We start from the raw sequence: 14900 nt of genomic DNA, 5'->3' as shown, positions 1-14900 counted from the left end.
AACGCGAGGCACGTATGGAGAACAAGTCGCACCTCCGGGGCATCGACGTCCTGCGGGATCCGGATATCAACAAGTCCACCGCCTTCACGGCGGAGGAGCGCGAGCAGCTGGGGCTGCGCGGGCTGCTGCCGCCGGCCATCTCCACACAGCAGATGCAGATCACCCGGGTGCTGGAGAACCTCCGGCGCCAGTCCAGCGACATCGACCGCTACATCTTCCTGCGCGCGCTGCAGGGTCGTAACCGGCGGCTGTTCTACCGCACGGTCATCGACCACATCGAAGAGATCATGCCCATCATCTACACGCCGACCGTGGGTGAGGCCTGCCTCGAGTTCGCGCACATCTACCGTCATACCCGCGCGCTGTTCATCACGCCGGAGGACAAGGGGCAGATACCGAGGCTGCTGGACAACTGGGAGAAGAAAGACATACGGGTGATCGTCGTGACCGACGGGGAGCGGGTGCTCGGTCTGGGGGATCTGGGCGGCAACGGCGCCGGTATCCCCATCGGCAAACTCTCGCTGTACGTCGCCTGCGCCGGCATCCGACCCGAGCAGTGCCTGCCGGTCATGCTGGACGTGGGTACCGAGAACGAGACACTGCTCGACGATCCTCTGTACCTCGGCCTGCGGCGCCGCCGTCTGCGCGGGCCGGAATACATGGAGCTGCTGGAGGAGTTCGTCCGCTCCGTGCAAAAGGCGTATCCGGACGCGCTGATCCAGTTCGAGGACTTCGCCACCGAGAATGCGCGCTCGCTGCTCGCACGCTACCGGGACGACGTACTTTGCTTCAACGACGACATCCAGGGAACCGCCGCCGTGGCGCTGGCAGGCGTCATCGCTTCCACCCGTATCACGGACATCCCGTTCCGGGACCTGAGAGTCATGTTCCTGGGCAAGGGATCCGCCGCGGCCGGTATCGCCGACCTCATGGTGTCCTCACTGGTGGAGGAGGGGGTGTCCGAGGCGGATGCGCGCAGCCGGATCCGTTTCGTCGACCGCAAGGGCCTCATCACCCGTGAGCGCACCGATATACCGGAAACGCTGGTCGACTACGCCGCCGACAGCGCGCCCACCGATTTCTTCGGCGCCGTGGAGGAGCACCGCCCCCACGTCCTGATCGGAGCCACCGGAGCGCCGCGGACGTTCACCCGCGAGATCGTCGAATTGATGACCCGGATCAATCCGCGGCCGGTGATCTTCGCGCTGTCCAACCCCACCTCACGTGCCGAGTGCACCGCCGAAGAGGCCTACGCGTGGAGCAACGGCCGCGCCATCTTCGCCAGCGGCAGCCCCTTCCAGCCGGTGACCTGGGGCGGGCGCTTCTACCGGCCGGGCCAGGGTAATAACGCCTACATCTTCCCCGGCATCGGGCTCGGCGCGGTCTTTGCCGGCGCCACGAGCATACCGGATACGATGTTCCTCACCGCCGCGCGGACCCTGGCCGACCTCATCAGCGAGAAAGACCTGGAGGCCGGCACGCTGTATCCGCCGCTCACCCGCATCCGCCAGATATCGGCCGCCATCGCCACCACCGTCGTGGAGCGGGCGCTGGAGGACGGCATCGCCCGCCTCGACCCCGTCCCGGAGGATCTCCGGTCGGCGATCGAGGCGACGATGTACGATCCGAGCTACTGACGGGTTTACGGGAGCGTTTTCACTCAGGCTTCCGGAGCATGCCACGTCCTTCAACGATGACTGCATAGGCGCCCATCGCGTTGAGTGCGTCCTCGGAGATGTCGTTCTGACTCACGAATGCTCGGAGCTTGCCGTAGGCCCGCGGATCGCCGAGGTGGCTGGCGTGGAGCAAGCCCGCCATATAGCCGTACGGGTTGCCGAAGGCCGCTCGTGAGAATTCAGCCATGAGGTAGCCGGCAAAAGGAGAATCACTCTCGGTCAGGTAACTCTTGGCATAGGCGGCCCGGATAAGGGCATCCCCGTACTCTGGAATATCCTTCAACCCATCCGGCGATATGCCGGAGCGGAGATAGCTCTGCCTGAGTTCCCGCACCTCCTGCAGTGTGCGATCGAGGTAGAGGAACTGCGCCTTCGGGTCGCCACCGTCGGCGAGCGTACGGAGATCCGCCAGTGCCATGTCTGCAGCAGCGAGTATTTCCTCCGGCAGGGGGAATCCCTGGTCCTCCATCCATTCAAACTCTCCTTCGGTGCGGAAGGCGATGGCACCGGCATAGCGGGCATTGAACTCCTTGAGCGTTGCCGCCGAGACGGAATCGTAGGCGGTCAGCAATTCTTCGAAGTCGGGCGCGCGGGCCGCATGGGCTCGTAGAGCCAGCGGGCCGGGCGCCCACGCGGACCGGGCCGGGCTCTCTCCGGTAGTCGTCGTGTTGGTGGTCTCCCCTGGTTGTGTCTCCGCGTGCTGACTGGTGGGTAGCGCCGTAGCTTTGTCCTTGATGGCCGCGCGCGGCGTGTCTTCGATTCCGATAGAGAATGGCGCCCGGTTTTCGACCGGCGAGTCCAATGTTTCGAACATCAACCAGGCGACGGTGCCGGCCGTCGCCAGCGCAAACAGCACGAAAATGTATCGGAACATGATTCACTCTCTTCGATGGTCTTCAGGATGCCTTGCAGTCATTGGCTTCCATCTCGTGGTGCCATGTCGCGCAGGCATGCTCCTCGCCGGCGGCCTCGTAGGCGCTCTCCCCGTGCTGAGCAACCGTTCCGAAGTAGATGGCGGCAGTGCTCATGCACAGAGTGCGGGTTGCGTTCGCCGTATTGCTTTCGCATGCCCCCTGCATGCCGATGTAGAAGAGGTTGTCACACTGATACTGGGGCAACTGTACGCCATAACAACGATCATGGGCGTTGCAGGCAGGCTCGAAGCTGACTCCCGGAAACGGCTCGTCGAGGTCACCGGTAAACGTAGGCATGCTAATGCTTGCCAGCCGCGCGAGAAGGAAGTCCCGCCAGCCGCCGACGCCACAGCCGTTCGGTTGCCAGTACGGGTCGAATGCCGGCACCGACGGCGGACTGGAAGAGGAACACCCTTTCGGCTTCGACTCCGCCAGTCTTTCACAGAGCTGCTCGGTGGAGACTGCCAGCGTATAGGTCGACGTCTCGTCGAGCGTCGAGGGCTGATTCAGCAACAAGTAGAGATCCATCTGATAGTCCTGCCCGAGAGAATCCAGCAGCGGACCGCAGCCGTCTCCGGTGCACAGTATGCTGTCGTCCACGATCATTTCGCCGAACAGCTCCATCGGATCTCCTTCATACGGCGACGGCAGGATAGGGTCCGCAATCGCCTCCCGATCCATCGAACACAGCGCGGCAACCGCGCAAAACAATATCAATCTCTTCATGGCCTCACCTCCCTGTGAAGCAATGGTTGAACCACGGGAGGAGTCTGCGCGTGAGACGCGCGGCGAGCCTGCGGCATTTCGCGGCAATCCCGCGAGTTTCCGGCCGGGCAGGGCGCGGGCATACTCGCCGCATGGGCGAGGAGGCCAAAGCAGGGGAGGGCGGCGTCTGGCAGGTCTACCTGCTGCGCTGCGCCGACGGGACGCTGTACACGGGGATCACCACGGACCTCGCGCGCCGCGTCGCCGAGCACAACGCGGGCCGGGGCGCGCGCTATACCCGCAGCCGCCTGCCCGCCGAGCTGGTCTACGCGGAAGCCGCCGCCGACCGCTCGGCGGCCCAGCGGCGCGAGTACGCTATCCGCCGCCTGCCGGCGGACGCCAAGCGGCGGCTGCTGGCCCGGGACGGCGATGACTGAGCCGGTTGCGCCCCGGCGGCTTCTCCTATAAGTTCAACGCTCGTTGAAATCCGCAACCGGGGGAGCGAGCCGTGTTTGCATGGCTGCTATTCATCGTCTATCTGCTGGCCACGGCGTGGCTCGGCTGGCGGGGCTACAAGCGCACGACGGATTTCGGCGCGTTCGCCATCGGCCGTGGCGACCTCAGCCCGGTGGTGGTCGGCGTCACGCTGGCGGCCAGCACCGCCTCGGCGGCGACGTTCATCATCAACCCGGGCTTCATCTACGTGGACGGCCTGTCTGCGTTCATCCACATGGTGCCCGGCACCGGGCTCGGCATCCTCACGATGCTGTACCTGCTGTCGTTCCGCTTCCGGCGCTTCGGCGCCGAGGCGAAGGCGCTCACCATCCCCGACTGGGTGGGCAAGCGCTACAAGGCGCCCGGCTTCGCGCTGTACTTCTCGTTCCTGAACCTGCTGTCCTTTGCGTTCGTGGTCCTGCTGGTCGGCGGTATTTCCATCGTCATGCAGCGGCTGCTGGGGGTCTCGAACGTGACCGCGCTGGTGATCACGCTGACTTTCGTCACCGGCTACGTGTTCATCGGCGGCGCCTATGCGCACGTGCTCACCAACATGTTGCAGGGCTCGCTGATGATCCTGGTGACGCTGGTGGTGATCGGCTCGGGCATCGCGATCCTCCTGGCGGAGCCCGGCTCGGTGGCGGAGCGCCTCGCCGCCGCGGACCCGGATCTGCTGGTGCCGGTAAACACGGGCGGACATCTGTTCAATGATCCCTTCTCGGTCTATGTCGCCGGCTTCGTGATAGGCGCGGTGCTCGCCTGCCAGCCCCATATCCTGACCAAGGCGCTGTACGTGAAGACGGACGAGGCGGTACATCGCTATCTGCTGGTGTTTGCGGCGGTGTTCTTCCTCTTCCTGCTGCTCGCGAGTGTCGGCTTCCTGGCCCACCTGGTGGTGCCGGAGAGCGCGCTCATCGACGAGACCACCGGCGCGTTCCGTCAGGACCTGGTGATGACCGTGTATCTGCAGACGGTGTTCCCGGACTGGGTCTTCACCATCATCAGCGTGGTGCTCCTGGCCGCGGCGATGTCCACGCTGGACGGCCTGCTCGTGTCACTGTCGACGATTACGGCGAACGATCTGGTGCTGAATCTGGTGGACCGCTACTCCCCCCGGGAGCGCACGCCGGAGGAGCGCATGCGGCTCGGCATGCGGGCCAGTCACGTGGTGCTGGTGGCGATCGCCGTGGCGGCGTTCATCGTCAATCTGGATCCGCCGCGGCTGCTCGGCATCTTCGGCCAGGTGGGCGTCTACGGTCTGGCGGTGGCGGCCGCTCCGCCGCTGCTGGCGGGCGTGCTGTTCCGCGACATGCCACTGGGCCTGCTGTGGCTGGCGTCGGCCGGCGCGCTCGTCGTGCACATCGGGCTATACCTCTACGGCAGCGTACTGCTGCCCTGGGTGGATCTCACCTTCGCCAATCCAGGCGTCACCGGCACGCTGGGGGGCATCTTCGGCATCGCGCCGGTGCTGGTGATTGGCTGGTGGCTGAACCGAAAGACCATGTAGGAGGGGCTTTAGCGCCGATTCCAATAATGAATCGGGGCTAAAGCCCCTCCTACAATGGGCCGAACATGCGTTGTACGTACCAGCGGTCGAAGGCGTGCACGCCGCTCTCGCTGTGGTGGTACGGGCCGGGCAGGTGGGCGCTGGAGGCGAGCCCCCGGTGGGCGTTCTCGCACAGCGCCCAGTCCTGGCGATTGGTCATGTCCCAGAAGTCGATCGCGTCGGTGGCGTCGAAGTCTGGGTGTTCCATCTGCGCGGGCGAGCAGAACCATTCCGTCTCGATGTAGACCGAGTCCGGTCCCCGCGGCCACACGTAGTGGGCCATGACGTAGTCGGGCGCCAGGCTGAACAGGAAGTTCGGGTACAGGTTCAGGTACTGCACCATGCGCTTTTCCTGTTCGGAGATACCGGGCAACGGCGGGTTCGCGGTGACCCCGGAGACGGTCAGCGTGTTGCAGCCGTCCTTGATACCCATGGGGCCGCCGTTGAAGTTGCGGCCGACAAAGTCGTACTCGGGCAGTTCGCCGTAAGTGCTCACACGATGCAGGGCGGGGTGCGCCAGCGAGCAGTGGTAGCACTCGTTGTAGTTCTCGCAGATCAGCTTCCAGTTCGCGGCCACCTCGTACTCGTGGTGCCCCACGCGCACGAGCCCGGCCGCGTCGTAGCCGGACAGGTCGGGGAATCCGGCGTAGGCATCGGCCAGCGGTTCGGCGTCGGGGTCCAGATTGATGAACAGGAATCCGTCGAGGGTCTCCACGCGCACCTCGCGCAGCGGGAACTTGCCGCGGTCGAAGCCCTCCCCCTCGTCCATACCGGGGGCGGCGATCAGCGAACCGTCCAGGCCGTAGGCCCAGTTATGGTACGGGCAGCGGAACATGCGGCAGTTGCCGCCGCCGGAGGTCAGCCGGGTGCCGCGGTGACGACAGAAGTTGTGCCAGGCGCGTGGGCGCCCGTCGCCATCCGCGGCGAGTATCACGGACTCCGGGCCGACGTCGACCACGAAGAAATCACCCGGCGAGGACAGCCGTGTGTGATGGCCCGCCACCAGCCACATGCGGCGGAAGATCTCCTCGAGTTCGCGTTCGTACAGCGAACGGTCGTGGAATATCCAGCCCGGCGGCGTCAGCGCCCTGCCGAAGTCGCGGTCCGTCGCGCCTATGTCCTGTTCCCGGGATACAGTCGCCATGATCAGCCCCGCAAGCGCTCTGCAAGTGGCTCCATTATCGCGAAGCGGCTGCGCGGGCGCCAGCGCCGGCGACTTTGCCGCGCATGCTAACATCGCCGCGTTGTCTTCCTGGTGGGGGGAGAAGAAGAATCGGAAAACCACTCGCGCTGCTCGTGGTCGTCGCGCTGTCTGCTTCGGTGTTGCCTTCCCGCGCGATGGCCGAGGTCATGCTGGAGCCGCCCCGCGTGGCGCTCGCCGGCGTCGCTTTTGACGTGGCCGTGGAGGGGGCGCCCGCCGGCGCCCGTCTGGAGCTGGATGCCGGACCCCTGCGCTTCGAGGCCGTCGCGGACCCCGAGGGCAGTGCCGTCTTCAGCAACGTGCTCGTGGACGATCCGCAGGCGCTGGATCTCGCCGTATACGAGCTGTCCGTGGCGACGCCGCGACCACTCGCGAAAGCGGCACTGCGCGTGATCCCGGGCTGGCTCTCGATCCTGCCGCCGCTGCTCGCCATCTTCCTCGCGCTGGCCCTGCGCAGCGTCATCCCGTCGCTGATGCTGGGCATCTGGTTCGGCGCCACCGCGCTGATCTCGCTGAGTCCGACCGGCGCCTTCCAGGGCCTGCTCGAGGCCTTCCAGGTGCACGTGGCCGGGGCGCTCGCCAACCGCGATCACGCGATGATCATCCTGTTCAGCCTGATGATCGGCGGCATGGTCGGCATCGTTACCCGCAACGGCGGCATGCACGGCGTGGTGCGGCTGATCATGCGCAAGGCGACGGACCGGATCAGCGGACAGGTCTCCGTCTGGCTCATGGGTATAGCGATCTTCTTCGACGATTACGGCAACTCGCTGGTGGTCGGCAACACGGCCCGCTCCGTGACGGACCGTCTGCGCATCTCCCGAGAGAAGCTCGCCTACATTGTGGACTCCACGGCGGCGCCCATCACCTGCGTGGCGCTGGCCACCACCTGGATCGGCTACGAGGTGGGGCTGATCGGCGATGCGCTGAAGAGCATTCCCGAGTTCACGCAGAATCCCTATTCGGTATTCCTGAGCACCATCCCCTATAACTTCTACCCTCTGCTCGCGCTGTTCTTCGTCTTCCTCGTGGCCATCACGGGGCGGGACTTCGGCAGCATGCACGCCGCCGAGGTGCGCGCCCGCGGGGGTCGGGTGCGCTCCGAGGCCTCGGAGGCATCCAGCGGCGAGGGTCTCGAAGATCTGGAGCCGAAGGAGGATGCGCCGGTCCGCGCGGTCAACGCGGTGTTGCCGATCCTGGTGCTCATCGGCACGCTCCTGGCCGCACTGCTGATCACCGGTGAGGGCGAGACGCTGCCGCAGATCATCGGTAGCGCGGATCCCTACAAGTCACTGATGTGGGCCTCACTGCTGGGCGTGGTGGTGGCCGCCGTCCTGTCGCTCGGGCAACGCATACTGGATCTCGAGGAGGTCATCGACGCCTGGTACACCGGCGTGCGTTCCATGCTGTTCGCGATGATCATCCTGGTGCTGGCCTGGGCGCTGGCCGGCATCGCCGAGCAACTCCACACCGCGGATTACCTGGTCAGCCTGCTCGGCGATTCCCTGCCGCCGGCAGTGCTGCCGGCGCTCGTATTCGTGCTCTCGGCACTGACCGCCTTCAGCACCGGCACGAGCTGGGGGACCATGGGCATCCTCATGCCGCTGATCATCCCGCTGACCTGGGCGGTGATGTCGGCGGCGGGCATGACCGGGCTCGAGTACCACGGCATCCTGTATTCGGCCATTGCCTGCAACCTCGCGGGCGCGGTCTGGGGCGATCACTGCTCGCCGATCTCGGACACTACCATCCTCTCTTCCATGGCGAGCGGCTGCGATCACATCGAGCACGTCCGCACCCAGCTGCCTTATGCCATGGCCGTCGGTGTCGTCGCGCTGCTGGTCGGCACGTTGCCCACCGGCTACGGGCTGCCGTGGTGGGTGGCCCTGCCGGCGGGCGGTGCCGTGCTCTACGTCGTCATCCGCTTCTTCGGCCGGCGGCCGGAAGACGCCGCGGCTTCTTCGACCGGATCGGGCTGAGCTTCGGCCCGTCCGACGCGCATGGATGGCGTTCCGCGGCAGGATGGATAAACTAGGGCGGTGCCCCGGCGGCGTCCGGGGCGGATGGCGGGGGAACAGCCATGGCCACTATTCCACGCGATACCCTGCGGCTCAGGTCCGGCGAAGCGGTGGATGCCCAGGGCATCATGACCGACCGGGACTTCCAGTTCCTGATCGCCTCGCTGCTCGTTCGCATCGCGAAGACCGACGGCACTATCTCCACGGCTGAGACCTCGCAGATGCTCGCCATCACTGAGAGCCACTTCCGCCTGAGCAGCGCCGAGGCGCTGGAGTTGCTGACCAACGCGTTGACCGAGGCGCCGGAGCCCGAGGAACTCGAGGCCCAGCTGCGGGCGCTCAGGAACCTGCTGGACCCGTCGGAGAAAGAGGAGGTGGCAATCCTCATGCTGGAGCTGATCGCCGCCGACGGCCGCCGCGAGTCGGCGGAGCTCGACGTCCTGCACTATGCCGCGGAGGTGCTGGAGATCCCGCCGGAGGTCATGCACTCGGCATACGAGCGGTTCTTCGAAAAATAATGTAGGAGGGCCTTCAGGCCCGATTCGGCTCTTCCTGGCCGATGTCACCTTCTCTTGACGTGCCCGTGGCCCAAAAGGATGGCACCAGTCAGAAAGCGTCACTGACCGGCAGCGCTTTCACGCCACCACGAGGCGGCCGCCCTGCGGGGGTATCCATCGCCGCGACCTTTTGTAGGGAGCAAGATGGATACCCCCGCAGGGCGGCCAGGAAAGAAGGAATCGGGCCTGAAGGCCCTCCCACAGCCGAATCGGGCCTGAAGGCCCTCCTACGTTTTATTCGGCGGGGGTCAGCTTCAGGAGCTTGCCGTTGCGTTCGTCGGTGAGGAGCCAGAGCAGGCCGTCCGGACCCTCGGCCACCGCGCGGATGCGGCCATAGGCATCGTCCAGCATGCGCTCCTCGGCCACGATCTCGTCGCCTTTCAGGGTCAGCCGCACGAGCAGGCCGAATTTCAGCGAGCCCACGAACAGGTCGCCTTTCCATGCCGGGAAGGCGTCACCGTTGTAGAAGGCCATGCCCGAAGGGGCAATGGATGGCACCCAATGGTGGACCGGCTGAGCCATGCCGGCTTTCTGTTCGCCCTCGCCGATCTTCGTGCCGATGCCGTAGTTGCGTCCGTTGGTGATCACGGGCCAGCCGTAGTTCACGGCGGCACGCATCAGGTTCACTTCGTCGCCGCCCTGGGGGCCGTGCTCGTGGGTCCAGATCTGGCCGTTCGCCCTGAGCGCCATGCCCTGCATGTTGCGGTTGCCGTAGGCCCAGATTTCCGGCTGCGCGCCGTCGCGGCCGACGAACGGGTTGTCTGCCGGCACGCTGCCGTCCGGGTTCAGCCGCAGCAGCGAGCCGTTATGGGAGGCAAGGTCCTGGGCCGAGGGCCGGTTGCCGCGGTCGCCGAGCGAAACGTAGAGTTTGCCGTCCGGTCCGAACAGGAGCCGGGAGCCGAAATGCCGCTTGCCATCCATCTTGGGGGTGGCGCGGAAAATCACTTCCACGTCGGCGAGGGAGTCGCCCTCCAGCCGGCCGCGCAGCACCTCGGTGCTGTAGCCGTCGTCGCCCCGGCCGGCGTAGGAGAGATAGACCAGCCGGTTGGACGAGAAATCCGGGTGTAGCGCCACGTCCAGCAGGCCGCCCTGACCGTGCTGATCGATGGGCGGCAGGCCGGCGACCGGGTCGGGCAGCAGCGCGCCGTCGCGCACCAGGCGGAGGGTGCCGCCTCGCTCGGTGATCAGACCGTCGCCGTCGGGCAGGAACGCGAGCCCCCACGGATGGCTCAGGCCGTCGGTGACGACGGACACCTCGACGTCGTGGCGCTCCGTCCCGAATCGCTCCACTCGCCCCTCGGCAGACACACCGGCCAGCAGCACGGCCGCCAGAATCGACCATACGGACACCCGCAGCATGGAATCTCTCCCTTTTTCTTCTTCGTCTTCTAGTCGACCTTGCTTACGGCGATGCGTTCCGCGCGCCGCCGTCCCGCTGCCAGGACGCGCAGGCGGTAGCCTCTCCATTCTACCTCGTCCCCCACCTCCGGCAGACGGCCGAGCAGCGTGCTGACGAGGCCGCCGGCGGTGACGACGTCCGCCTCCGGCTCCCAGCGCAGGCCGAGCTGGCCGCAGAGCTTGCGCAGATCCACGGTGCCGAGCGCATGCAGGCTGCCGTCGGGCTGGCGCCAGATCTCCTCCGTCGGACGGTCCGTCTCGTCGTAGATCTCGCCGACGATCTCCTCCAGCAGGTCCTCGTTGGTGACGATGCCGAGGAAAGTGCCGTACTCGTCCACCACCAGCGCCATGTGGGTGCGGGTCTCCTGGAAGGCCAGCAGCAGCGAGTTGACCGGCTTGGTCTCCGGCACGATCAGGGGTTCGCGGACCAGCGACTCCCAGTCCACCTCCTCGTGCTCCTGCAGGTGGATCAGCAGTTCCTTGGCCAGCACGATGCCCGCCGCCTGGTCCAGGTCCTCGCCGGGCGACCAGGGGAAACGGCTGAAGCGTTCCTCCTTCAGCGTCTGCAGCAGCTCCTGTCTGCTCATGGTGCCGGACAGGAAACGCACGGCTGCGCGCGGCACCATCACGTCCACGGCGCGGAGCTGACGCAGATGCGTGGCGCCGACGATCATCGACGCCGTGCGCAGGCCCACGCTGCCCTCGCGCCGGCCCAGCGAGGCGAGCAGGCGTATCTCCTCCACCGACGTGATGGGCATCTCCTCGCCGCCGCCGCGCAGCGCCCGGGACAGCATGCCGCTCACCGCCACCAGCGGCTTCAGCGCCACGGTGAAGGCCTGTATGCCGAAGGCGACCGGCGTCGCGAGCAGATCGGAATAGGTGACACCCACCGTCTTCGGGATGATCTCCGTGAACAGCAGCACGGCGATAGTGAAGACGATGGTGAAGATCCACAGCGTCTGCGGATCGAACACGTTCGAGTAACTGGCGCCGGCCACCGACGCGCCGACCGTGTGGGCGACGGTGTTCACGATCAGGATGGCCGCGATGGGCGTGTCGATGTCCCGCTTGAAGCGGCGAAGCAGCCGTCCCGAGCGCTTGCCGCTCTGGGCCAGTTCCTCCACCCGGGAGTAGCGTACCGAGAGCAGCACCGACTCGAAGATGGAGCAGAGAAAGGAGAAGACGAGAGCCACCGAGACGGCGGCGACGAAGACGAGCATGGGTTTTCCTCGGGTGTCGGATCCGATGTAGGAGGGGCTTCAGCGCCGATTCATTCACAAATCGGGCCTGAAGGCCCTCCTACATTCATTCACACGAATCATACACACAAAAAAAAGCCCGGCCGAAGCCGGGCTTTTCGTCCAATGCGGACAGTGTGTTTCGATCAGTAGTCGAAACGGTAGCTCGCCTGCAGGGCCCAGGACTGACCCAGCGAGAACTGGTAGTAGTTGAACCACTCGAAGTACGGCCAGCCGGACCAGTTCTGGTCGACCGGCGGCTTCTCGTCGAACAGGTTGTTGACGACGAACAGCACGTCGGCCTTGCCGTCCATGAACGTGTAACCCGCGGTCAGGTTGTAGATCATCTGCGGGCCCATGCGCGGCTCTTCGGCCAGCTCGTCGTTCACCTGACCCAGGTAAGAACGGGTGGAGCCGAACCGCTCGCCGAACAGCGTGGCGCGGAAATCGCCGTACTGCCAGCCGAGCGTGCCACGGACGCGGCTGCGCCAGTTGATGCTCTGGTCGCGGACGTTGTCCACCGGATCCTCGGGGAAGACGCTGAAGTCATCGTCCAGGACATGGGTCCAGCCCAGCTCGAGCGAGAAGGTACCAATACCGTTCGTCTCCACGTTGTAATCCAGAGACGCATCGATACCCGTGACCTTGTTGTTGGCGGCGTTGATCGGGCCCGTGTTGACCTGGTCGATCCGCTCGGAGTTGATCGTGCCGTCGGCCGGATTACGGATGACGCGGGAGATGGCATCCTGGCACTCGCCGGTGTTGATGTCTTTCAGGCCGAGGCGGCAGTCTGCCTCGGTCTCCAGCAGACGCGCGATCGGGTTGTCCACGACGATGTTGTCGAGGTCCACCTGCCACCAGTCGGCGGTGATCGTCAGGTTGTCGATCGGCTCGACCACGAAACCGAGGGTGATGGACTCGCCTTCCTCTTCCTCCAGGCCAGGGTTACCGGCACGGGTTCCGAAGAAGTTCTCGGCGTCGTAGGTGCAATCCGAGAACGGTACGCCGGGCTCGTCGCGACGGCAGAGGTACTCGTCGACCGCCGTCGTGAAGAAGCCGCTCGGATCCGCGAACACGTAGTGCATGTCGGGTGCGCGGAAGCTCGTGGCCCAGGAGCCGCGCAGCAGGATGCGGTCCGTCGGGCGGTACTCGACACCCAGGTTGTAGGTGAAGGCATCGTCCACCTGGGTGATATCGTCGTACTTGTCGTAGCGTCCGGCGACAGAGACCTGCAGCGTGTCGAGCAGCGGAATGGCGAACTCGACGCCGAGCGCGTAGCGATCACGCTCGCCGCCGCCACCGGTGCCCGTCAGACCCCAGAAGTAATCGGCGGACACGAGCCGGGGATCCAGACTGATATCGTAATCCTGGGTGCCCCACTCGGCGACGACAGCCATGCTGACCGGACCGGACGGCAGATCGTACACGTCGCCTGTGATCACGCCCTGGATCACGTCGTTCGAAGAATCGGCGTTGGTCTTACCAACGTCGGTAATCGACTGCCAGATTTCCGGCGTGATCGGCGAATACACCGCGTCATAGTCGATATTTGCCACTGGATAGAAATTGAACAGCGGATCCGTAGCGCCGGGAATGACGTCGAAGAAGTAGTCTTCGACGGCGGCCTCGACGAGCAGTGTCCGGTCACGCTTCAGATCGTAGTTCGACGAGTTCCAGGACAGCTCGTAATCCCAGTAAGGGCTGAACAGCTGGCCGCGGAATCCGACCTGGTAGTTGATCAGTTCCTCGTCGAATTCCTGGAACTTCGCCTCAGGGCCGCCGATCTCGGCGTTCGTGAAGATGCGCTGCATCTGCAGTATCGTGCCGTTGCCGGGGCCGAGAACCGTCGATGCGGAGTTCGGCGAATAGAATGGCGTCAGGTTGAAGTAGTAGTTGAAGCCGGTGTCGATGTCGGCATCCACCTGGAAGTAGTTGACGCTGCCGAACAGTTCATGATTGCCGAGTTCCAGGGCGCCCTTGGTATAGAAGTTCACCTGTTCGCGGCCGTTAAGAATCGTCTGTTCGCCGACCCAGGTCTTGCTGCCGCAGTAGAAGCGCTCGCCCACGGCAGGGTCAGGACGGCTGGACAGCACGAGATCGGGAAAATCGGCGCAGGGGTTCGCCTCGCCGGTGGCCACACGCGGATCGATGTAAATCGGAGTGGTGTCTCCGCCGAACAGGTCGATCTCGACGGCGTTACGACTGGCGATGCGCTCGCTCGGCCGCGGTGCGTCCTCGGTGCTGTCCATGAAGTCGCGCTGGAAGGCGTAGATCGGATCCTGGTCGAAGTACTCGAACGCGTAGGTGATGTTCCAGTTGTCGCCGAGGAAGCCGCCCACACCCTGGAAGCGGACGCTCTCGCCGCCGCCGTCGGTGTAATCGCCGTAACGGACGTTCAGATCGAGGGAGTTGGCCAGATCATCGCGCAGGATGATGTTGACCACGCCCGCGATGGCGTCGGAACCGTAAATGGCCGAGGCGCCGCTCGCCAGGAACTCGATCCGGTCGACGGCAGCCAGCGGGATGGCCGAGATATTCACGATATTCGACTGACCGTTGTAGGGCAGCGGGTAATCGGAAATACGGCGGCCGTCCACCAGCACCAGCACGCGGCCGGGGCCAAGGTTACGCAGATCGATGGAGTTCGCGTTCTGCGTGAACGTGCCGGCTTGCGCTTCGTTCTGCGACAGGCCGGTGACCTGGTTCAGCGACTTCAGTGCGTCCTGGACCGTGGTGAAGCCCTCACGGTCGAGCTGTTCGCGGTCGATCACCGTAACGGGGCTCGGGCCCTCGATCGCGGTGCGCGAGATACGCGAACCGGTAATGACGACACGGTCGAGCTCGGCGCTCTCCTCGTCCTCGTCTTCTTCGCTCTGCGCGAAGGCGGTCGTGGTGCCCATGGCACCGAGTACTAGCAGAGCGCTGGCTACTAACGCAGACCAGCGTTGCAGGTTCAGGATTTTCATTACCAAGCCTCCCGGATGTCACTTGGCGGATTCCGCCGGATGACGGATTCCATTGGGTTTCTAGTCAGTCTTCTTATGCTATCCGGCGTCGTCCCACCTGTTGCAGCAAGACGACGACCTCCGTGGAATTTAGCAGATTTCCGGCGTAAGTGTCTATTTTGCGGGGTGTACTTATGTTGCACTGTC

11 protein-coding genes are annotated in these 14900 nt (G+C 65.1%); 5 read left to right on the top strand and 6 right to left on the bottom strand.

What is annotated here, in order from left to right; translation table 11 throughout:
• The first annotated feature begins 14 nt into the window (after positions 1 to 14).
• Complete coding sequence (locus ACJMKZ_RS06255; RefSeq protein WP_405232330.1) at positions 15 to 1637, top strand: NAD-dependent malic enzyme; 1623 nt, start codon at positions 15 to 17, stop codon at positions 1635 to 1637.
• A gap of 19 nt (positions 1638 to 1656) precedes the next feature.
• Here ACJMKZ_RS06255 and ACJMKZ_RS06250 read toward each other — a convergent pair whose 3' ends face one another.
• Positions 1657 to 2550: a hypothetical protein gene (locus ACJMKZ_RS06250; RefSeq protein WP_405232329.1), complete on the bottom strand. Its 894-nt coding sequence runs from the start codon at positions 2548 to 2550 to the stop codon at positions 1657 to 1659.
• 22 nt (positions 2551 to 2572) lie between these two features.
• On the bottom strand, positions 2573 to 3316 hold the full coding sequence (locus ACJMKZ_RS06245; protein WP_405232328.1) for a hypothetical protein: 744 nt from the start codon (positions 3314 to 3316) through the stop codon (positions 2573 to 2575).
• A 131-nt stretch (positions 3317 to 3447) separates the two neighbouring features.
• Between ACJMKZ_RS06245 and ACJMKZ_RS06240 the strand changes: the two genes are divergently transcribed.
• Both ACJMKZ_RS06240 and ACJMKZ_RS06235 read left to right on the top strand, forming a co-directional pair.
• Positions 3448 to 3732, top strand: coding sequence for a GIY-YIG nuclease family protein (locus tag ACJMKZ_RS06240; RefSeq protein ID WP_405232327.1), 285 nt, complete (start codon positions 3448 to 3450; stop codon positions 3730 to 3732).
• Between the two features lie 71 nt (positions 3733 to 3803).
• A complete protein-coding gene (locus ACJMKZ_RS06235; RefSeq protein ID WP_405232326.1) occupies positions 3804 to 5297 on the top strand; it encodes a sodium:solute symporter family transporter in 1494 nt (497 codons plus the stop codon).
• Between the two features lie 49 nt (positions 5298 to 5346).
• On the opposite strand, the gene ACJMKZ_RS06230 is transcribed toward ACJMKZ_RS06235, so the two are convergent.
• Positions 5347 to 6480, bottom strand: coding sequence for an aromatic ring-hydroxylating oxygenase subunit alpha (locus tag ACJMKZ_RS06230; protein ID WP_405232325.1), 1134 nt, complete (start codon positions 6478 to 6480; stop codon positions 5347 to 5349).
• Between the two features lie 176 nt (positions 6481 to 6656).
• Between ACJMKZ_RS06230 and ACJMKZ_RS06225 the strand changes: the two genes are divergently transcribed.
• Positions 6657 to 8516 (top strand): Na+/H+ antiporter NhaC family protein, encoded by a 1860-nt coding sequence (locus tag ACJMKZ_RS06225; RefSeq protein WP_405232324.1) that lies wholly within the window; start codon positions 6657 to 6659, stop codon positions 8514 to 8516.
• A gap of 101 nt (positions 8517 to 8617) precedes the next feature.
• The gene (locus ACJMKZ_RS06220; protein WP_405232323.1) at positions 8618 to 9073 is read left to right on the top strand and encodes a tellurite resistance TerB family protein; all 456 of its coding nucleotides are present in this window, start codon (positions 8618 to 8620) and stop codon (positions 9071 to 9073) included.
• Between the two features lie 273 nt (positions 9074 to 9346).
• Here ACJMKZ_RS06220 and ACJMKZ_RS06215 read toward each other — a convergent pair whose 3' ends face one another.
• From ACJMKZ_RS06215 to ACJMKZ_RS06205, 3 genes are all read right to left on the bottom strand, one after another.
• Positions 9347 to 10471, bottom strand: a complete 1125-nt coding sequence (locus ACJMKZ_RS06215) for a PQQ-dependent sugar dehydrogenase (RefSeq protein ID WP_405232322.1) — start codon at positions 10469 to 10471, stop codon at positions 9347 to 9349.
• A gap of 29 nt (positions 10472 to 10500) precedes the next feature.
• On the bottom strand, positions 10501 to 11730 hold the full coding sequence (locus ACJMKZ_RS06210; protein WP_405232321.1) for a hemolysin family protein: 1230 nt from the start codon (positions 11728 to 11730) through the stop codon (positions 10501 to 10503).
• Positions 11731 to 11894: 164 nt separating this feature from the next.
• Complete coding sequence (locus ACJMKZ_RS06205; protein WP_405232320.1) at positions 11895 to 14714, bottom strand: TonB-dependent receptor plug domain-containing protein; 2820 nt, start codon at positions 14712 to 14714, stop codon at positions 11895 to 11897.
• Positions 14715 to 14900: the final 186 nt, after the last annotated feature.

Origin of the sequence: Lentisalinibacter salinarum, assembly GCF_040706555.1 — a bacterium.
In the GTDB taxonomy this organism is placed as follows: Bacteria; Pseudomonadota; Gammaproteobacteria; order Steroidobacterales; family Woeseiaceae; genus Lentisalinibacter; species Lentisalinibacter salinarum.
Note: the sequence above shows the minus strand (reverse complement) of the source record. Positions and strands in the feature narration are given on the sequence as shown.